Raw genomic sequence first — 20,610 nt, 5'->3', positions numbered from 1 at the left:
ATGGGATTCGGAGAGTCGCTGAACAAGCGGCAGGTCGCCTTCTTCACCGATAATGTGAAGAATAGCGAAGCATTTAGAAAAGTAACTGTTTTTGACACCACACTACGTGACGGGGAACAGACTCCGGGTGTGTCTTTCACGCTTGATCAGAAGATAGAAATTGCACGCCATCTCTCAGAGATCGGTGTTGATGTTATTGAAGCGGGTTTTCCTGCGTCTTCAGATGTAGAATTCCAGACCGTCAGGAAGATTGCTGGTGAAAATACCGGGGCAAAGATCTGTGGTCTTGCAAGATCTGTGAAATCCGATGTTGACCGCTGTATTGACAGCGGCGTTGATATGGTTCATGTTTTCATTCCAACATCGGAGATTCAGAGGGAGCACACGATTAAAAAAACCCATGAGGAAGTTCTCGAAATTATCCGTGAAATTGTGGATTATGCCTGTTCGGGTTGTGACCAGGTGATGTTTTCCGCGATGGATGCGACAAGGACAAACCCTGTCGAATTAATCGAAGCCTATATGGCCGCAGACGAAGCCGGAGCAGCCGTTATCAACGTGCCTGATACGGTGGGTGTCTTTACCCCGTCAATGATGAAACCTCTTGTATCACAAATCCGTGAAAAAGTCAGATGCAAAATTGACGTTCACTGCCACAATGACTTCGGGCTTGCGGTTGCAAACACAATTGCGGCAGTCGAGGGAGGTGCCGATCAGGTTCAGGTTACGGTGAACGGTATTGGTGAACGTGCAGGCAATGCGGATATTTCCCAGACTGTCATGATTATGGAGGCAATCTGTGGCATTTCAACAAACATCAGGACTGAAAAGCTTGTTGAAACATCAAGGCTTGTTTCAAGGTTATCGGGAATTCCGATTCTGCCAATTCAGCCTGTTGTCGGGGAAAATGCATTTTCCCATGAGAGTGGCATTCATTCCCACGGGGTTATGTCAGACCCGAAAACATTCGAGCCGGGGATAATGACTCCTGAAATGGTCGGCCACAGGCGGCGTTTAAAGCTTGGGAAGCATGTCGGGAGGCATGCCGTCCGTCAGATGCTCTCTGATGCCGGAATAAATCCTGATGAAGAGACCCTTGACCGGATAATCTTCAAAGTCAAGGAGATCTCCGGAAAGGGAAAGAAAGTGACCGAGTATGATCTCTTTGAGATTGCTGACAGCATTATGGGAACCAGCGGAGCCGAAAAAGCGATTGTCCTTGATGACATCTCCATCTTCACCGGAAATCATGCCCTGCCGACTGCAAGTGTAAGGGCAATTGTGAGGGGGGAGGAGAAGATTTTCTCAGCCACCGGTGACGGCCCCGTGGATGCTGCAATGAAGGCACTGCTTGGGATATTCCCCGGTAAAATCGAGCTCAAAAGCTATCAGGTTGAGGCGATATCCGGAGGCTCCGATGCCATCGGAAGCGTTACCATATCTGTTGAGGACAATAAAGGGCATATATTTGATGCAGGTGCATCAGGAAGTGATATAGTCCTGGCCTCTGCAGAGGCGATGGTAAACGGGATCAATATCGTCTGCCGTTCAGGAGGGTTTTCGTTTGAAAAATAAGAATCATGCCTGGAAAAATTTCAAATAACAATTGTGTTAATTACTCTAAACCAGAACAGAGGGAAAAAAGATGATAAAAAAATACTATGAATCCGATGCCGACCTTGAAAAAATCTCATCCTCCACAATAGCAGTGCTGGGTTATGGTTCACAGGGACGCGGACAGGCATTAAATCTAAGGGACAGCGGTCTGAATGTAATCATCGGAATCCGCGAGGGAAAAAGCCGTAATGCGGCGGTAGAAGACGGTTTTGAGATTTACGGAGTCTCGGAAGCGGCAAAGAAAGCCGATATCATAATGGTTCTTCTCCCTGATGAGAAGCAGGCGGAAGTTTACAGAGAGGATATCAGACCATTTCTTGCCGATGGCAACTGTCTGATGTTTTCACACGGATTTAATGTCCACTACGGTCAGATAGTTCCTCCTGCAAATGTTGATGTCGTAATGGTTGCACCAAAGGGGCCCGGACATATGGTCAGAAGAACATATGAGGACGGAAAGGGTGTACCGGGGCTTATTGCCATTGAACAGGACTATACCGGAAATGCAAAAGATATCGCTCTGGCCTATGCAAAGGGAATAGGATCAACCCGTGCCGTTGTCCTTGAGACCACGTTCCGTGAGGAGACAGAGACTGATCTCTTCGGAGAACAGGCAGTATTGTGCGGAGGAGTCACATGTCTTGTAAAAGCCGGCTTTGAAACTCTTGTTGCGGCAGGATACGCACCGGAGATGGCATATCTTGAGGTTCTTCATGAATTAAAGCTCATTGTCGATCTGATCTATGAAGGCGGATTTACAAAGATGAGGGACTCGATCTCAAATACGGCACAGTACGGTGACTTAACAAGAGGTCCGCGTGTAATCGGTGCTGAAAGCTACGATGCAATGGAGGAGATACTCTGTGAGATTCAGACCGGAGAGTTTGCAAAGGAGTGGATTTTGGAAAACATGGTCAACAGGCCGGTTTTCAATGCACTAAACCGTGCTGATGAAGAGCATTTAATAGAAGAGGTCGGTGCCGAATTAAGGTCGATGATGCCTCAGTTTAAGAAAGATTGAATACATATCCAAAACCTCTTTTTAACTGTCTATTTGAAATCTTTTGTGATATTATGATGTGCAGACTGATTTTTAAGCGTGAGAATGAGGATTTGGAATGCTGTTTTGAGGAGGGCGAAACATACGCTGATATCCTTTTGGCAATTGATGTTGTCCCTGACACTGTTATTCTCTCTAAAAACGGGAAGTTCATTCCAGAGGATGAACCCGCGAAAGAAGGGGAGATTATTGTATATACCACTTCTTCGAGGGGATAAATCGCTCAAAAATCAGATTTTAGTTTAATACTTTTTTGTTTCCGCTCTTATCCTCAGAGACTACCGGATATTCGTTTATTACTCTTATCATGACATGCTCTGAGGAGAAGATATCATCAGAATTTTCTTTTTGTATTCCGGCACCTGCGAAAAGTTCACCGTAGTTTCCGTCTGTTGATACAACGCTTTTAAAGATTGCAACTCCGTTTTCATTTGTGACAGCCTCTCCCATTACAGTGTCAACATTTATCCCTGCGACGACAATATTCTGGAAGAACAAAACCGTCCGGTTTAAAAGAGGTCTGTTTTCACTATCAGTTGCAATGGCTGCAAGTTTTATGGTGTCGCCGTTGTTTACAACCTTCGTTTTGGCAATCAGTTCGAGAGATATTGTTTCATCTTTGGTTTCAGGTGCCACTGGAGATGCATTTTTTAAATATGCATCAGACATTTCCTCAGAAACCGTGCCTGCGACAACCGGCATTGCAAGTGCCAGAAGAATGCACATGACTGTAATCCCTGAAAAAATGAGACTTTTAGGTTTCATATTTATTTCTCCTTTTTAAAAAAGTTTGAAAGGAGGATATATAAATGAATAAATCAGGTTTTATCAGACTGTGTAACAGGACGGTTATCTGGTTTATCCTGTATCGGAATATTTATCCAATGACAAAAAGCTGTATTTTTTTAAATATGTGATAATATTCAGGCGAAAAAAAGATTGAAAATTTTTATTATTTTTATTATTATCTTGCCATCTGTGCGGCTGACTTTGAAACCATCATGTCATCCACACGGATTAAGAGGCATGCTGTTTCAGATGCACTCTGGACTGCCTGTCTTTTTACACGCATAGGCTCAATTACGCCTGCTTCATACATGTCGGAAACTTTTCCGGTGTAGACGTTAAGGCCTGCATATTTGCTTCCGTTTGCATGAGCGGATTTTAAATCGACAAGGATATCAATTGGGTCGTGTCCTGAGTTTTCTGCAAGAGTGGCTGGAATTGTTTCAAATATGTTTGCAAATGCTTCGATTGCAAGCTGAATTCTTCCGCCCATTGTTGATGCATAGTCGCGAATGCTAAGGTAAAGTTCTGTATCGATTGCTGCGCCGCCGACTACGAATTTACCGTCTTCGAGTGCATCCATTACAACACGTGCGGAGTCATATACAGCACGCTCAAGTTCGTCAACAAAGATCTGGTTTGAACCTTTGATGAGAATACTTACTGTGCTTCCGTTTTTGCATCCTGTGAACTTTGTTGCAGCGATGTCCTTCATCTCTTCAATGAGATCTGCGTTTCCAAGAACTGATTCTTCAAGGTCTGCAACAGCGTTTACGATTGTTCCGTCAAGAGCACGTGCAAATGCCTTCATGTCTTTTTCAGGAACATCCTGAATTGCAAGGATTCCATCGTGGGAGAGGAAGTACTGAACAGCGTCAGCAATGCCTTTCTGGCAGAGTACAACATTTGCGCCTGAGGCTTTGATTGCTTCAGCCATTGTTTTGAGGGATTCCTTCTCTTTTTCGGAGAATGCCTCAACCTGCTCTGAGCTTGTGATTTTAATCTTTGCCTTTGTCTCTGTCTTTTTGACTTCAAGAGGCATTGATAAAAGTGCAATTTTAGCGTTTTCCACTTTCTTTGGCATTCCCTGATCACAGCGTGTCTTGTCAATTAAGAATCCGGTGATAAGCTCCGCGTCATCCATACTGTCGCCGACTACGGTTTTAATCCTGACATCATCCTCATCAACGGTGTATGTGCCGTCCTCTGCTTTTTGTGCAACAGCTAAAACAGCGTCAACAATGATTCCTGTGATCTTCTCTTTCATTGACTCGATTGACTTGCCGGTAACTGCTGTTCCTGCAACCTTTAAGAGCATCTCGCGGTCATCCGCAGCTGCCTCAATGACGTTTGCATTGAGAATTTCCATTGCCTTTTCCATACCTAAGGTATATCCTTTTGCAATGATTGTCGGGTGAATGCCTTTTTTGAGAAGAATTTCAGCTTCTTCCATAAGGGCCCCGATAAGAATAGATGCAGTTGTTGTTCCGTCTCCGACTTCGTCATCCTGTGCTTCGGCAACGGAAATGACCATCTTTGCTGCCGGGTGCTCGACTGAAAGTTCGTGAAGAATTGTTGCACCATCGTTTGTGATAACTACATCACCTGATGGTGAGACGAGCATTTTGTCCATACCACGCGGTCCGAGGGTGGTTCTGACAGCACTTGCAATGGCCTTGCATGCCATAATATTTGAGTGCTGTGCCTCCATACCGCTTGTTACATCAACATTATCGCGTAAAATTACTACTTGTTGTCCCGCTAACATATGCAGATACTCCTTACTATGATCTTCCATAAATGTGGAATTGTAATTCTATATATAGTGTTTGGTTTGAGATCTCTTCTTATATAATTTGTTATTATAACTGTAATTATGCTGAAAAAAAGTATTTTATCTCTTTTGGATGAGCATAATCAGAGAAAATCCGAATATCCCTTCAGGTTCGCTCTTCATATAAATCTGCCAGGATAAGACTTAGATCAATCCATATGATAAGATCTGTTTTACCCTCGCCTTCGGCGATATCAGATTTTTCCTTAATGATTCCCTTGACGTATGCTTCTTTTGAGATTGCATTGTCCATCGGGTCTATTCTGTCTTCGTCAACCTGAATCACACTGTGGACGTTGTCAACAATAATTCCTATATTTGAACCACCGGTTGCCTCCGGAACCAATACAATAATCTTCTGACTTTCAATATCCTCATTTTCCGGGAGATTCAGGATACGGTTCAGATTAATAATATTGGTGATTTCTCCCCTTAGATTTATGATACCTGCAATATGTGAGGGAGCACGTGGAACGGGGGTTATTGGCATCATTTCCACAATTTCCCGGGCAAGATTAATATCCAGTGCATAAAGAGTTTTACTGATCTCAAAGACCACTACATCGATTACTGCCATAATTTACACCTGAAGTCATACTGGTTTTATTAAGATTCTTTTTGTGCGGCAAGAGATAATATTATTGATTTTATATGTAAGTCACCTGGTGACTGCATACCTTTTCAAAATAATATCTGGGTTTTTAGTCAATTCTCTCTGCTTTAACGAGAGAATACAGTGGAACATCGTTGATCTCTTTAATGCCGCGTTTGTCAAAGATTACAACAATGCCGACAGGACATCCGCCGTGGCTTCTTATATAATCAACCGCCTCTGAAACTGTGTTGCCGCTTGTAATCACGTCATCGACAATCAGGCATTTTTTGCCTGTAACATTTGCGAAACTGCTGTTGAGTGAACCTGCCGGATTTTCTCCCTGTGCATGTTTTTTAGGGTGATACATTGTAAACTGGCAATCCTCCTCGCCTGCAATCATGGTTGCGAGCGGAATTCCCGAGTGTGCAATTCCGATGATTACATCAGGTTCGCAGATCTCCTTTTCGTCTGATTCCAAAAGCTCTTCTTGTGCATAATAGAATCTCTTCAGCATCATTACGGATATATCCTCAAGCATGTCGGCATAGCAGCTTATTGCCGACCAGTCAATTAGTATATCCTTTGGAGCCGCCTTCTCACCTTTCTGCTGGGTTAAAAGCCATGTAATAGTCTCAACGGAAAGACTCATTTCGTCAGCGATCTGACTCTGACTCCTGCCTTCAGAGTGGAGCATCTTTGCCCTTTCAATGAGATCATCAAGGGATGACATGAAAATAGAATATGTTTTTGATCATTTAAGCTTTCTTTTAATCTCAGCACCGCAGATTTCACATGTACCGGGTTTTGAGTAGTATTTGCCGCATCCCTGACACCTGTATCTCCAGCGAATCTTTCTGGCTGCTCTTTGCTGAAGAGGAATTACCCTGAGGCCAAGTGTCTGTGCAGTGTTTGATACCGCGAAATCATCTGAAACCACATCGCCCCCTGTGTCAAGTGCAAGTGCCACGACATCCAGGTCGGTTTCTGAAAGAACAGTAATGTCACCTGATTTAAGTGCTGCCTTTCTCGCCCTTTCAAGTGATTCCCGTGAAGGCTCAGAGACCCTCATTCCTTTGGCTTTCATTGCCTCAAGGCGGGCTTTTGCCCTTATGTCAATTAATTCATCCTCCACCCGTGCAGGTATCATGCACTCGCCGTCTATTGGTATGTCGAGAAAAAAGAAAGATGAATCAAGGATTCTTGTTGTCATTATACTATTATACTGTATGATTTTTTTAATTTTATTTTATCAGGGCACTTTTAATGCATTCTGCAACTGAAACCTTACTTGATGCGGATTCTATTGTGTCACTTGATATGACGGAGGCCGGCCCGCCTGCCGAGAGTTTTGCAAATCCTCCTGCTGCAAAAACACCGTGTACACATATTGCATGAACCTCTGTTGCACCCTGTTCTTTTAGCATTCCGGTTGCGGTTGCCAGCGTCCCGCCGGTTGAAATTATGTCATCGACGATAACAACGCATCTGTCCAGTGCCGGAAGGTTTTTCGGCTCCATTCTGACTTCTGTTCCCGAGAGTCTTGTTTTATGAAGATAGTCGCATTCAAGGCCTGTATTTTCTGACACATCCTTTGCAAACTCTGCCGCCCCTTTGTCCGGTGCAAGTATAAGCGGATTTTCAAGGTTCATACTGCTTATGTAATCCCCGATGAAAGGTGCAAGGGAGAGGTCTTCTGCCGGGACGGAGAAGAAATCAAGGACAGCTTTTTCGTGTATATTAATTGTATATACACGGTTAATCCCGTTTGAAAGAGCTCTTGCAATTGCCCTTGCACTGACCGGTTCTCCGTCATTGAATTTTTTATCCTGCCTTGCATACCCCATGTATGGTATTACAAGGGTTACATCGGATCCCACACATGCGTCTATTAACAGAAGTGTCTGTATGAAGGAATCGCTGTCTGTGATGCTGGCGATGATAACCGTTTCAGAATCGACAATACCTGTCTTAACATACAATTCGCCGTCGGGGAATTTTTTAAACTCTGTCGGGACAAGTTCCAAACCTGTAGATTTGGCGGTTTTAGCGGCTAAAACCTGTGATTTTTCGTTGCAGATGATCTTCATCATAATTACCTGTTGTAGAAAGTACTTAAAGTATCACGAATGAATCATTTAAGCACTATCGTTTTCAAGAGGTTAACTCATTAATGGTAAACAACGATAACAAACCAGAAAATATTCAAAACGAGACGGAAAAGCCCGGGTCTTTGGATTCAATGGATCGTGAGAACCAAATTCACGACCGGAATGCAGAGATTAAAGAAGGCATTACCGAAGGTCAGGATGTAATCTCACGCGCCATATCACAACCGGTGGAGACAGCCGGCGGTGAAGATGAATCAGATAAAAAGCATCAGACAACTGATGAAATAAACCTTGATAATATCGAATCATCATCTGATATTCCTGTTCCCGAAAGACTTGTTGATCAGGTCATAGGGCAGGAGCATGCAGTGGAGGTCATCAAAAAAGCGGCAATCCAGCGCCGTCATGTAATGATGATCGGAACGCCCGGTACGGGTAAGTCCATGCTTGCAAAGGCAATGGCCGAACTTCTTCCAAAAGAGGATCTTCAGGATATACTGGTATATCCGAACTCTGAAGATTCAAATACCCCTATTATCCGGACAGTAAAAGCCGGTAGGGGAAAGGAGATTGTAAATGCCCACAAGGCCGAGGCCCGAAAGCGTGCCCAGACAAGAAACACTCTGATAATGGTTCTTATCTTTGGAATTGTCGGGTATTCAATCATAATCGGTGCAATGCTCATGGGAATAATTGCAGCGGCATTTATTTTCATGGCTCTTCAGTATTCAAGGCCGAAAGACGAGATGATGGTGCCAAAACTTCTTGTTTCAAGTGAGAAGGATGGAAATGCACCATATATAGACGGAACAGGATCGCATGCAGGTGCCCTTCTCGGCGATGTAAGGCACGATCCTTTCCAGTCCGGAGGTCTTGAAACCCCTGCACACGATCGTGTGGAAGCAGGCGGAATACACAAGGCAAACAAGGGTGTGCTCTTTATTGATGAGATAAACACCCTCACTCCCCACTCACAGCAGAATCTTTTAACTGCACTTCAGGAGGGAGAATTCCCAATCACCGGACAGAGTGAGCGTTCAAGCGGTGCAATGGTTAAAACCGAGCCGGTACCGTGCCGTTTTGTCATGATTGCAGCCGGTAATCTTGATGCAATGGAAGGAATGCACCCTGCACTCAGATCACGTATCAGGGGATACGGATATGAGGTTTTCATGCAGGATTCAATGCCTGACACACCTGAAAACCAGAAGAAGTTTATCAGGTTCATTGCACAGGAGATCAAAAACGACGGAAAGATCCCGCCGTTTGACAGGGGTGCAATAGAAGAGATCATGCGTGAGGCAAGAAGACGCAGCAACAGAAAGGGGCATATCACCCTTAAGCTTCGTGATATGGGCGGTCTTATCCGTGTTGCAGGTGATATGGCAAGGCAGGACAACGCACCTGTAACAACCACCGATCATGTGCTAAAGGCAAAGTCAATCGCACGCTCTGTTGAGGATCAGATCTCAGACGAGTACACAAAGAGAAGCAGGGATTACGAACTGACAGTTGTCGACGGAATAAAAGTCGGACGTGTAAACGGTCTTGCAGTTGTCGGCCAGGACTCCGGTCAGGTGCTTCCGATTATGGCAGAGGCAACCCCCACACAGGGTGCGACAGGTACAATTGTAGCAACAGGTCTGTTAAAGGAGATTGCACAGGAATCAATCACCAACGTAAGTGCGATTGTCAAAAAGTTCACCGGACGTGACATCAGAAACATGGATGTCCACATTCAGTTCATCGGAACATACAGCGGTGTTGAGGGTGACTCGGCATCGGTAAGTGTTGCAACAGCTGTAATCAGTGCAATTGAAGGCATTCCTGTAAGACAGGATGTTGCTATGACAGGATCACTTTCTGTCAGAGGCAATGTTCTTCCTATCGGAGGAGCGACATACAAGATTGAGGCTGCGGCAAAGGCAGGAATTAAAACTGTAATTATTCCTCATTCAAACCTTGATGATGTCTTAATTGAAGAACGCTACAAGGACATGGTTGAGATAATTCCTGTCAGTACCATCGAAGAGGTTCTTGATGTTGCACTTGTGCCGGAGAGGAAAGAGGCATTCATGGAAAAGATCAGAAACCTTGCAAGGATGACACCGGCAGAGTTTCTTGAGAAAGTTTCAGGCACATCCGGGAAGAAAGTCCCCGGAGCCTGAATGAATTAACTGTTAATCATTCCCAAATAATTTTTTTTGGATTTTGGAGGAGCTTTTATGGAAGAGCCCGCATTTTATGATATAAGACATGTTTCCGGGTCATCAACCCACATAGAGATAGACAACAGCATTGTTGAATCTGCTTCTGTAAGTTTTGTTGACACCGCAACCCTCAGAGTCCTCGGACGTAAAGGTTGGGGTGTTGCAATTATTGAAAATTACAGCATGAAATCCCAAAAGGAGATTGATGAGTATATCTCCACTGCAATGAGATACGCAAGTGTGACCGAAGAGGAGGTTTCCCTTGGCGATGCAAAGTCAGGCATTCTTCCTGTTCCTGCCATGAAGGAGAATCCGCAGGATGTTTCACTCGAAGAAAAATGTGAACTTCTCTTAAACATTGAAAAGGCCGCAAAAATAAAGGGAATCGTCAACTCCCGTGCAAACTACACCGAAGGCCTCGGAACTGTTTTTTATACCGATTCCTCCGGAAACGAATATAAGTATGATATGTGCAGGTCTGGCTACTCTGTTTCCGCCGTTGCAAAAGAGAATGACATAATGCAGGCCGGACGCGAGAGTGAGCATACAATTCTCGGCCTTAATATGAGGCACAAGGAAAATAAGGGCCTTGAAGCAGCGGAACGTGCAATAAAGCTTCTTTCTGCATCCCCTGCAAAGGGCGGAATAATGGATGCCGTTTTGGATCAGGAGCTGGCAGGCGTCTTTGCCCATGAGGCAGTCGGGCATGCCTCTGAGGGTGATCTTGTAAAAGAGGGCGTTTCAGTCCTTCGCGGAAAAATCGGTGAAAAAATAGGTGGGGATATTGTAAGTGTAGTGGATGATCCGACACTTCACGAATTCGGATTTATGCCTGTCGATGCCGAGGGTGTTCTTCCGAAGAGAACCGATATTATCAAAAACGGAGTTTTAAACTCATTCATCCATGACAGGCAGACACTTGCTGTCGTAGGCGACGGTGATGCAGGGCATTCAAGAGGAGAGGCAGGAGCCGTCCCTCTTGTAAGGATGAGCAACACATTTATTGAAAACGGTGACTCTTCGTATGATGAAATAATTGCAGAGTGCAGATCAGGTATTCTTCTGAAAGGCTCACGGGGCGGACAGGTTGATCCCGGAAGAGGGGTTTTCCAGTTCAATGCGGAATACGGATATTTAATCGAAAACGGGGAGCTTGCCGGAATGGTTAGGGATGTGTCATTAACAGGCGACATTCTAAAAACCCTGCACAATATCGTTCTCTGTGCCGGTGACAGGGTGATGAATCCGGGATACTGCGGGAAAGGCGGTCAGAGCGTTCCTGTAACTGACGGTTCTCCGCATATTCTTCTGAAAAGTGCTGTTGTAGGAGGACAGGGGTGATCTATTAAATGGTTGAGAAAATTTCTGTCATTGACAATATCTTAAGAGAAGGACAAAAGATTGCCGACGATGTTGAGGTCTTTTTTGCAAAAGCCTCAGGTGTCGGTGTTGAACTTAAAGGCAGCCAGATTGGCGAGGCATCCGGTTCTGACTCGTGCGGTATCGGTATCCGTGTAATAAAAGACGGAAAGATCGGATGTTCATCAACAAATGATCCGCTGAAATGGAAGATGTGCCTTGACTCAGCTGTATCAGGTGCAAAGCTTGCAACTCCGCAGGAATGGGGAGGTCTGCCACTTCCCTCTGAAATCGAGAAGAGGGATTTGCATACCTTTGACACAAGTTTAAAGGTTGATATTTCGGTTACAACTGAAATGATCAATAAATTAAAGACGGGTGCCTCTGAGTATGAGGCCGACATCGTCGGCGGTTCTGCCTCAGTCTCATCAGGGGGCATAATACTTGCAAACTCAAACGGTGTTTTCTATTCAAATGAAAAGACCCGTGCCGGTGTTTCACTTGAGACTATCTGCGGAACTTCCACAGGTTATGAGTTTGACAATTCATGTTTCCAGGACGAGATTGATCCTGTAAATGTCGGACGTGAAGCCGCATATCTTGCAGTCCATTCCAAAGATGGTGATGAGATAGATACCGGAAAGTATGATGTCATCCTGTCCCCTGTTGCTGTATGTCAGCTTCTGGGAAGTGTAGTCTTCCCTTCATTTTCAGGCAAAAGTGTAAAGGCAAAAAGATCTTTTCTGGCAGACAAGCTCGGGGAGTGCTGCATGGATGAATCGCTCAGCATCTATGATGACCCGTTCAACGGCATGGGCGCTGCTCTGAGGGATTCCGAGGGTGTGCCTACAAGAAAAATTGATTTTGTGAAGGAGGGTGTCGTAAACGAATTCTCCTACGATCTTAAGACCGCATACCGCTATGGCGAGCAGTCGACAGGCAGTGCTGTTCGTGCAGGTTCGGGCGGAGCGCCGGTAATCGGAACTCACAATATCTACGTTGACGGAAAACGTGAGAATATCTATGACGAAAAGGCGGTTTACGCACACACAGTTGTTGGTGCACACACTGCAAACGGAATCACCGGTGACTTTTCAGTCGAACTCTCAAATGCATCGTGGATGCAGGACGGTGAAAGGGGCCGGCCGATAAGATCCGCAATGCTTTCCGGCAATATTTTTGAGATGCTAAAAGACATCCAGGGCATGTCTCCTGAGTCAAGAAAGCTTGGAAGCATCATTGTTCCTGCAATGAGGTTTGGCAGCCTTTCAGTTGTAGGAAAATAAATTTATACCAATTATTTTAAAAAAACCGCAATAAAATCTGATACTCTTTTTACCCTGAATTTTTCAGAAGCTTTTATTTTTGAAAGAAAGATTAATGTAAAAATGACTGTTATTAATTAGTTACAATGTTGGATACTCTGATAACAATAATAATTGCACTTGGTATTGTTTTCGTCCTCTGGTATTTTTTAAAGAATGTGACGACGCTTATCATCAACTCTGTTGTGGGCCTGATTACCCTCATTGTCGTTTCACAGATGAACCTTCTCGGAATGGAGTCTTTTCGCGTGACATGGGGTGCTGTTTTGGTATGTGCACTCGGCGGTCTTCCCGGAGCGATTCTTTTAATAATTCTGAACTTTGCAGGAATAAATATCTAAAAAATCTGTAAAAATATCTGATTTTTTAAAAATCCAAAAAAATAACAAAATCTCTTTTCAAAAACCACTGCTGAAATAAATTTCAGAAATTTATTTGCTTTAAATCGTGTGTTCCTTTTAAAAAAGATATTTTCATGAAGATTTAAAAGACGCTTGCTTCTGAGTAAACATTAACCCTGTCTTCCTGGATTTCATAGGGTTTAATCTCTCTTGAATGGTTTGAGCGCCTCATCTTTACAACCTCAACCGCCGTATGGACCTCTGAGAGATCGGAGGGGCGTATATAGCGGAGGATGATTACAGTATCAGCGAGGTACTCGACAAGGCCGTATTTGCTTGCATAAATATTGTTCTGCTCGGTTTCGCTTGTGAGAAGGGATGTGACTTCCATGCCTCTCATCATCTCGGCAAAACGGAACATCTCTTTTCTTCTGGCTGATGTGTCGTCAAAAAGCCCTTCAAAGAGGGATATCGGATCGATTACAAGCCTCGTTGCCCCGACTGTTCTGATAAGCTCCGGGAGATCGTTTTTGATGCTGTTTATTGAGAGGGTAAAGTCTGTCGGGTCGAGTTTTATGACATAAAGGGTTTTGTTTTTATATGGCTCAACGTCCCATCCCCTGTCTTCAATTTTTTCATATATGCTCTCTTCGCTCTCTTCAAGACTGATGTAAATAACAGTCTCGCCTTTTGTTAGTCCGTCAAAAACGAACTGAAGTGCGAATGTTGTCTTCCCGGTACCATACGTTCCGATGATGGAGCACATGCTGTTTTTGATGAGACCTCCCATCATCATGTCGTCAAGACCGGGGATTCCTATAAGGATTCGTTCCTTAATCATATGATCACTCTGATGTTGCTGACTTCAAATCCTGATTCCGGTGTGATTCTGGCTGCGAATTTAACCAGATCATTCTCTTCAAGATAAGGCATTACACCGCTGAACTTTTCAAAGTACATGATCCTCTGTCGTTTCCTGCCTGAACTCTCTTCCCATCTGAAAGTAATCATCGCATCAGAACAGTCTGCAATTTCAATCAGACGCTGGCTGTTTAGTATTCCGTCCGAGAGCAGAATATATATTGTGGACCCCCAGCTTTTTGCGACTCTCTGAAGCCCTCTTAAAAATCCAATCAGTTCCCTCCAGTCATTATCAGGAGTGCTCTGAGTGGCAATATCGGTTATGGAATCAATGACTATGAGGCTGTTTTTTTGTATACCCTCAAGTTCCACTGCCAGTTTTGCAACGATACCCTCGGTTTCGCTCTTCTTCCTGAACCTCTCAACTATTGAGGATTCGCTGTACCAGCTGTTTGGAACAACACTCTGCTCAAAATAGACCTCAGAGAGATCGATGAAATTCACATTGTCAAGTGTGTCTGATACGAGATCGCTTTTAAAAGACATCATCATCTCGTCTTTAATAGACGATGATAAGCGTGTGAAGGTGGTATATGCAATTGTTTTAGGGAGTTTCATATTCCCGGAGGGTTCGTTTTTACCCATGAGCTTTGAGAGAAAAATAACCGATGAATATACAAATTCCCTGTTGCCTGCACCGGGCTGACCTGCAAGGAGTACAACTGAACCCGGAGGTATTCCCCCGTCCAGAACAGGATCAAGAGAGGCCAGACCTGTGGGCATTCTTTCATTCAGATTATCATGCATGATCTCAATCTGATAATTTAGGCTCATTATTTGTAAATTTTGCGACAAAAATCTGTCTTTTAAATTCTAAATCTTAGGAAAAGACGAAAAAAGATCATAAAGGAGAAAAAAGCCTCACCTGTCTGTTTATATTTGTTGAGAACAAAAACAATTCTTATCAGTCTTTGGAAGGGAAATTATACGAATATAAGGGGCAGTTAAGGATGTCATTTTTCAGGAGAAAGGAATCTGAAGAAATAAAACAGGATATAGAGGAAGATATTAAACAAGAAGAGCTCTTAAAAAATCCTGTGAACGGATTTTTAGAGTCATCTTCTCCTGATGAGGAAACTCCCGCAGATAATACTGGCGAAGAACCGGTTCTCTTAGATTCAGATGAGGAAAAGTCGCCTGATCCGGATATATTATCTTCACCAGGGCCGGAAGAATCGTCAGAGTCTACAATTAAGGCCGCTCCTGTCGCCAAAAAAAGATCTCTCTTCGGCTTTTTTTTCCCAAAGACCAAGACTCCCGAATTGTATGATCCTAAAAAGGACGGGCCTCTTGTTGAACCAAAAATTCCAAAAGGATACACACTTGTTGAGGAGTACTGGGTCAGTGAGGGCAGATCAAAGGTTTTAATCGTAAATAATGATGATACGCATTTAAATGAGTATATGCTCTTTGAGCCTGTTCTGACCAGATTTGAATATGAGCTTCTGGAGCGTCTTTTTGAGGACATGAGGGATGTCTTAATCCTCACAGATGAAGAGATCCGTCAGGAAAAATCACTGGTTCTGATTGAAAGGATGTCAGAACTGCTTAGGGAATACAAAATAACTCTCAAAAAAAGTTCTCTCTTTAAACTACGTTATTATCTCAATCGAAATTTCCTTGGGTGGTCACGACTTGATCCGCTCATAAAGGATCCGAATCTTGAGGATATATCCTGTGACGGTTCGGGAATACCCATATTTCTGTATCACCGGAAATACCGGAATATCAAAACCAATATATCTTTTGAAGAGGAGGTTTTGAATTCTCTTGCGATTACACTTGCACAGAGGTCAGGAAAGCATATTTCAATCTCACAGCCGATGCTTGATGCAACTCTCCCTGACGGTTCGCGTCTTCAGCTTACTCTTGGAAAGGAGGTTACAAGCAGGGGAACATCATTTACGATAAGAAAGTTCAGGGAAGATCCGTTCACTCCGGTTGAATTAATGGAGTACGGAACATTCAGTGCTGATGAGCTTGCTTTCTTCTGGCTTGCGATTGAGAACAACAAAAGTCTTCTTTTCGTTGGCGGAACGGCAAGCGGAAAAACATCTTCCCTGAATGCAGTATCACTTTTCATACCTCCTCTTGCAAAGGTTGTGAGCATTGAGGATACAAGGGAGATTACCCTCTACCATGACAACTGGATTGCAAGTGTTACAAGGGAGTCTGTCACTGAAACCGCAAGTGCAAAAATTGACATGTTTGATCTCTTAAAAGCGGCAATGAGGCAGAGGCCTGAGTATATCCTTGTCGGAGAGGTTCGCGGTTCAGAGGCACAGACTCTCTTTCAGGCAATGAACACAGGCCATACGACATTTTCCACGCTTCACGGGAATGATGTGGATGCAGCCATTCACCGTCTTGAAAACGCACCCCTGAATGTGCCGAGAAACATGGTCCAGGCGCTTGACATAGTAAGTGTGCAGGCTCTTGTATATCGCGGCCAGGAGAGGGTCAGGCGTTCGCTTGAGATAGTCGAGATTGCCGGCATTGATCCAGCTACCGGTAACCTGAGGGTCAACAATGTCTTTGAATATTATCCAATTACCGACGTTCACTCATACAGCGGAAGATCAAAGGTATATTCAGGCATTATGGAAGTCAGGGGGTGGAGCTCTGCTGAGATGTCTGAGGAAATTCAGAGGCGAAAAGAGATTCTTCTGGCAATGCAAAAGCAGGGTATCAGGAGATATGTTGAAGTAACAAGGGTTTTCCAGGCATATTCAATAAATCCTGAGAGGGTGATGGAAAATATTGATGATCTGGTGAAGGTATTTTCATGATAACTGACAGGTACGTAAACTGGAGACTCGAAAAAAATCCTGACAAATATCTAAGTATCAGGGCTGATCTGACCTCTGCAAGGATGGGGATAACAACACACCGCTATCTTTGCTATTCAGTCTTAGTCTCGCTTGTAATGGGGCTTTTGATGGGTCTGTTCGGATATTTAGCATCTTCACTGCTTTTCATACCTGAAGTCTCCCTCCAGATTTACAATGTCTATAATGTTCAGATCCCACTCTCTGATTCCCCGGGACTGACGAAGACAGGACTTGGAATTGCAGGTTTTTTGTTATTTTTCCTGACCGGTCTTTTTTTGTCCTACACAATAGCGATGAAATTTCCAAAGATCCAGAAAAATGCCCGTGCAACCAAAATTAACCTGACTCTGCACAATGTCGTTTCATATATGTATGCAATGAGGAGGGGAAATGCCCAGCTTCTTGATATATTCCGGTCGATATCAGAAAATGCCGATATCTACGGTGAGGTTGCACTTGAATTCCGGCAGGTTGTCAGGGATGCCGATTATTTTGGTTATGACCTTATTTCTGCTGTCAGAAATCTGAGCATAACAACCCCTTCAACCAAGTTTAAAGACTTTTTAGAGGATCTTCTCTCTGTTATAAACAGCGGGGGCAACATATCCTCATACCTTGAATCAAGGGTGAGGCTGTATCATGACGAGGCGAGATTTGAGCAGAAACAGTTTCTCTCCTTTCTTCAGCTCGTTGCAGAAGGATATGTCACCCTCTTTGTTGCAGGCCCCCTGTTTTTAATCATCATAATGGTTGTAATGGGGCTTGTCGGAAAATCAGCTGTGATTCAGCTGACTGCAATCACTTATGCACTTCTTCCTATTGGTGCCTTAATCTTCATTCTTTTTGTTGACCTGATATCACTAAAGGATGAAAAGGTTGAGAGATACTATCGCATAATTGAGTTAAAGGAATTCTCAGGCGTCAGTGTTGTAAAAAGGGAAGGGGAGGAGGATTACTTCAGGCAGCTTCAAAAGTATGACAGGACCCGGAATATAATCGACTTTCTGAAAAATCCTCTTGAATGGTTTACAACAGATCCAAACAGATCCTTTCTGGTATCAGTCCCTCTGGCGCTGATATATGCTTTAAGCATCTATCTCCTGACCCCTCAGTATCCCGATCCCGAGCTTACATACAGCATAATAGACGATCACCTGATTATTGCAATATTGATTATTCTGGTGCCGTACGGGGTACTCAATGAACTCTGGAGGAAGAAAGTAAGGGGCATTGAATCCGGAATGCCGGATTTTCTTGACCGTCTTGCCGGGATCAACCGTGTTGGTATGACACTTGCAGGTGCCATCGGTGTCCTGGTTCGTGCAAATCTCGGGATTATCTCCTATGAGATCCGCAGGATTAAGAGGGATATGGACTGGGGTGCAAGCATACAGGATGCACTTGTAAGGTTTGAAAAGAGAATCCACACGGCAACCATTGCAAGAACAGTCACCCTGATTACAAAGGCAAGCGAGATGAGCGGCGATATCGGGGAGGTTTTAAACATTGCATCGAGTGATGCAAGAATGAACGAAACCCTGAAGCGTGAAAGAACAGGGGAGATGTTCATATACACGATGATTATTTACCTCGCATTCTTCGTGTTTGTATTCGTGGTTGCTGTTCTGGATGCGAATTTTCTTTCCGTTCTTGAAACCCTCAACACAGGCGGAACGGGAGGTCTTGGAGGGGCCTCGTTCACACAAGCCTCGGCAATGCCGATTGACACATTTCGGAGACTTCTTTACCATACATGCATAATCCAGGCATTTTTCTCAGGTCTTATTGCAGGACAGATGGGTGAGGGATCAATAAAGGCCGGTGTCAAGCATGCAGCAATCATGCTGATAATAGGACTTATAATATTCAATATCTTCATTTAATCAGATAGACAAAAATTCATAAAAAATAATGTTTTGAAATAATTTTTAACTGACTGGCCTTCGTTAGTGATATTTATTTCATTAAAATGTATGTCTGATGAAAAATTGGCAGATCCGATAATATATCAATATAATAACGACTATATATGGTGCAATATCTATACCTTTAATAGTTATTTTCCTAAAATATGGATATTATCAAAATATGGGTGTTTTGAGTGTTGGAAAGAGATTCCGAAGCGTTTACAGGTCTTGAAGCGGCAATAGTGCTTATAGCTTTTGTCGTCGTAGCCTCGGTTTTTTCTTTTGCAGTGCTCGGAGCCGGTTTTTTTACAACACAAAAGACAGAGGAGACGCTGCATTCGGCAGTCTCTGCAGCGGGTTCGACCCCTGAGCTTCTCGGCAATGTTTACGGACTCAAAAGAGACGGCGGGATTGGATCTGTAAGGTATTCTCTTGGGATTTCAGCAGGGGGCAAGCTGATACCTTTCGAAAATATGGTAATTACCTGGAGCACGAAAGATATCGTAAAAAACTACGAACAAAATGATCCGCTTATTGACACAACCATAGACGCGGGGCACTGGGGGGTTGTCGATATAAAGCCTGACACTGCTGCGGGAGATACTTTTCTTGAACCCCGTGAGGTGTTCACTATTCTTATAAACCTGACAGAAGGTGAGGAGTTATTGGAAGGAGAGAGTTTTTCACTTGAGATGAAGTCGCCCGGTTCCAATATTTTGATCATCTCAAGAAAAGCCCCTTATCAGATAGACAACGTAAATGTACTGTACTGATCTGATGAATCATGGATTCAAAAAATATATCTCTTGATCTGGATAACGAAAAGAAAAGAAGAGTTGCACGCCTTTCGGTTATATCGAATGCATCTCTGGTTATTGTTAAGTTAATTGCGGGTCTTCTTTCAGGCTCAATTGGTATTCTCTCAGAGGCAATCCATTCCGGAATAGACCTTGTTGCATCCGCGATAGCATATTTGTCGGTTAAAAAGTCGGCGTGCCCCCCTGACGAATGCCATGCATTCGGGCACGGCAAGTATGAGGATGTATCAGGACTTGCTGAAGCGCTTTTGATCTTCGTTGCCGCCGTTATAATTATTCTTGAGGCAACGGACAGGCTGATAATCGGGCCCTCCATTCATTCTGAAGAGCTTTTGACGCTTGGTATTCTTGTAATGCTGCTTTCGGCAGTTGTCAACTGGTTTGTTTCGGCAAAGCTTTTTGAGGTTGGCCGGGAGACCGGGTCTATTGCCATTGAAAGTGACGGCTGGCATCTCAGAACGGATGTATATACATCGGCAGGGGTTTTTCTCGGCCTTCTTGTGATGAAAGTAACCGGTATTTTTGCAATAGATTCTGTAATTGCGATAGTTATTGCATTTGTCATCATTCATACCGCCTGGGACCTGACCAAACGCTCGTTTTCGGATCTTGTCGACAGAAGTCTTCCGGAATCCGATGAGGAGAAAATCAGGCAGATAATTCTTAGTTACTGCGGAGAAAATGAATCCTTCCATGCATTAAAGACACGCCGTTCGGGGCCTGACAGGTATGTTGATTTCCATATGACTGTTCCGCCTGAGATGTCTGTAAGGGATGCACACAGACTTGCCGATGAGATAGAAATGCGTTTGAAGTCGGAATTTTTAAGAATTTACATATCCATTCACATTGAGCCTTTTCAGGGTGATAAGGGGCTTTGTGAAGGCGGTAAATAACT

General features: G+C 43.8%; 19 protein-coding genes. 11 read left to right on the top strand and 8 right to left on the bottom strand.

Annotated elements, in window-relative coordinates:
- The 3 genes from F1737_RS09970 to F1737_RS09960 all read left to right on the top strand — a co-directional run bounded on the left by F1737_RS09970 (nucleotide 1) and on the right by F1737_RS09960 (nucleotide 2,895).
- Entirely contained in the window at nucleotides 1-1,575 is a 1,575-nt protein-coding gene (locus tag F1737_RS09970; protein ID WP_317137894.1) for a 2-isopropylmalate synthase, read from the top strand.
- A gap of 70 nt (nucleotides 1,576-1,645) precedes the next feature.
- Nucleotides 1,646-2,638: a ketol-acid reductoisomerase gene (gene ilvC / locus F1737_RS09965; protein WP_317136435.1), complete on the top strand. Its 993-nt coding sequence runs from the start codon at nucleotides 1,646-1,648 to the stop codon at nucleotides 2,636-2,638.
- Nucleotides 2,639-2,691: 53 nt separating this feature from the next.
- On the top strand, nucleotides 2,692-2,895 hold the full coding sequence (locus F1737_RS09960) for a ubiquitin family protein (protein ID WP_317136434.1): 204 nt from the start codon (nucleotides 2,692-2,694) through the stop codon (nucleotides 2,893-2,895).
- Between the two features lie 19 nt (nucleotides 2,896-2,914).
- Here F1737_RS09960 and F1737_RS09955 read toward each other — a convergent pair whose 3' ends face one another.
- The 6 genes from F1737_RS09955 to F1737_RS09930 all read right to left on the bottom strand — a co-directional run bounded on the left by F1737_RS09955 (nucleotide 2,915) and on the right by F1737_RS09930 (nucleotide 7,982).
- Nucleotides 2,915-3,442 carry an Ig-like domain-containing protein gene (locus tag F1737_RS09955; RefSeq protein WP_317136433.1) on the bottom strand — a complete coding sequence of 176 codons (528 nt, stop codon included), beginning with the start codon at nucleotides 3,440-3,442 and terminating at the stop codon, nucleotides 2,915-2,917.
- A 199-nt stretch (nucleotides 3,443-3,641) separates the two neighbouring features.
- On the bottom strand, nucleotides 3,642-5,231 hold the full coding sequence (gene thsA, locus F1737_RS09950; RefSeq protein ID WP_317136432.1) for a thermosome subunit alpha: 1,590 nt from the start codon (nucleotides 5,229-5,231) through the stop codon (nucleotides 3,642-3,644).
- 172 nt (nucleotides 5,232-5,403) lie between these two features.
- Complete coding sequence (locus F1737_RS09945; protein ID WP_317136431.1) at nucleotides 5,404-5,874, bottom strand: chemotaxis protein CheW; 471 nt, start codon at nucleotides 5,872-5,874, stop codon at nucleotides 5,404-5,406.
- 124 nt (nucleotides 5,875-5,998) lie between these two features.
- Nucleotides 5,999-6,622: an orotate phosphoribosyltransferase-like protein gene (locus tag F1737_RS09940; protein ID WP_317136430.1), complete on the bottom strand. Its 624-nt coding sequence runs from the start codon at nucleotides 6,620-6,622 to the stop codon at nucleotides 5,999-6,001.
- Nucleotides 6,623-6,643: 21 nt separating this feature from the next.
- The gene (locus F1737_RS09935; protein ID WP_317136429.1) at nucleotides 6,644-7,102 is read right to left on the bottom strand and encodes an NOB1 family endonuclease; all 459 of its coding nucleotides are present in this window, start codon (nucleotides 7,100-7,102) and stop codon (nucleotides 6,644-6,646) included.
- 31 nt (nucleotides 7,103-7,133) lie between these two features.
- Nucleotides 7,134-7,982 (bottom strand): ribose-phosphate diphosphokinase, encoded by an 849-nt coding sequence (locus F1737_RS09930; protein ID WP_317136428.1) that lies wholly within the window; start codon nucleotides 7,980-7,982, stop codon nucleotides 7,134-7,136.
- Nucleotides 7,983-8,062: 80 nt separating this feature from the next.
- On the opposite strand from F1737_RS09930, the gene lonB reads away from it, so the two are divergent.
- The 4 genes from lonB (at nucleotide 8,063) to F1737_RS09910 (ending at nucleotide 13,235) form a co-directional block, all read left to right on the top strand.
- Nucleotides 8,063-10,168 (top strand): ATP-dependent protease LonB, encoded by a 2,106-nt coding sequence (lonB, locus tag F1737_RS09925; RefSeq protein WP_317136427.1) that lies wholly within the window; start codon nucleotides 8,063-8,065, stop codon nucleotides 10,166-10,168.
- Nucleotides 10,169-10,225: 57 nt separating this feature from the next.
- Nucleotides 10,226-11,551 (top strand): TldD/PmbA family protein, encoded by a 1,326-nt coding sequence (locus tag F1737_RS09920; RefSeq protein WP_317136426.1) that lies wholly within the window; start codon nucleotides 10,226-10,228, stop codon nucleotides 11,549-11,551.
- 8 nt (nucleotides 11,552-11,559) lie between these two features.
- A complete protein-coding gene (locus tag F1737_RS09915) occupies nucleotides 11,560-12,855 on the top strand; it encodes a TldD/PmbA family protein (protein WP_317136425.1) in 1,296 nt (431 codons plus the stop codon).
- Between the two features lie 125 nt (nucleotides 12,856-12,980).
- A complete protein-coding gene (locus F1737_RS09910) occupies nucleotides 12,981-13,235 on the top strand; it encodes a pro-sigmaK processing inhibitor BofA family protein (protein WP_317136424.1) in 255 nt (84 codons plus the stop codon).
- 142 nt (nucleotides 13,236-13,377) lie between these two features.
- Here the strand turns inward: F1737_RS09910 and F1737_RS09905 are convergent, their stop codons facing one another.
- On the bottom strand, nucleotides 13,378-14,076 hold the full coding sequence (locus F1737_RS09905; protein ID WP_317136423.1) for a KaiC domain-containing protein: 699 nt from the start codon (nucleotides 14,074-14,076) through the stop codon (nucleotides 13,378-13,380).
- Nucleotides 14,073-14,903: an RAD55 family ATPase gene (locus F1737_RS09900; protein ID WP_317136422.1), complete on the bottom strand. Its 831-nt coding sequence runs from the start codon at nucleotides 14,901-14,903 to the stop codon at nucleotides 14,073-14,075. Before F1737_RS09900 ends, F1737_RS09905 begins: the two co-directional genes overlap by 4 nt.
- Before the next feature lie 203 nt (nucleotides 14,904-15,106).
- Between F1737_RS09900 and F1737_RS09895 the strand changes: the two genes are divergently transcribed.
- From F1737_RS09895 to F1737_RS09880, 4 genes are all read left to right on the top strand, one after another.
- Nucleotides 15,107-16,945: a type II/IV secretion system ATPase subunit gene (locus tag F1737_RS09895; RefSeq protein ID WP_317136421.1), complete on the top strand. Its 1,839-nt coding sequence runs from the start codon at nucleotides 15,107-15,109 to the stop codon at nucleotides 16,943-16,945.
- Nucleotides 16,942-18,870, top strand: a complete 1,929-nt coding sequence (locus F1737_RS09890; RefSeq protein WP_317136420.1) for a type II secretion system F family protein — start codon at nucleotides 16,942-16,944, stop codon at nucleotides 18,868-18,870. The genes F1737_RS09895 and F1737_RS09890 overlap by 4 nt, the downstream gene beginning before the upstream one ends.
- Before the next feature lie 218 nt (nucleotides 18,871-19,088).
- The gene (locus F1737_RS09885; RefSeq protein WP_317136419.1) at nucleotides 19,089-19,667 is read left to right on the top strand and encodes a flagellin; all 579 of its coding nucleotides are present in this window, start codon (nucleotides 19,089-19,091) and stop codon (nucleotides 19,665-19,667) included.
- 11 nt (nucleotides 19,668-19,678) lie between these two features.
- Complete coding sequence (locus tag F1737_RS09880) at nucleotides 19,679-20,608, top strand: cation diffusion facilitator family transporter (RefSeq protein ID WP_317136418.1); 930 nt, start codon at nucleotides 19,679-19,681, stop codon at nucleotides 20,606-20,608.
- Nucleotides 20,609-20,610: the final 2 nt, after the last annotated feature.

The sequence above is a fragment of the Methanoplanus sp. FWC-SCC4 genome (assembly GCF_032878975.1).
GTDB classification, from domain to species: Archaea; Halobacteriota; Methanomicrobia; order Methanomicrobiales; family Methanomicrobiaceae; genus Methanochimaera; species Methanochimaera problematica.
This window is presented reverse-complemented; position numbering and strand designations above follow the sequence as displayed.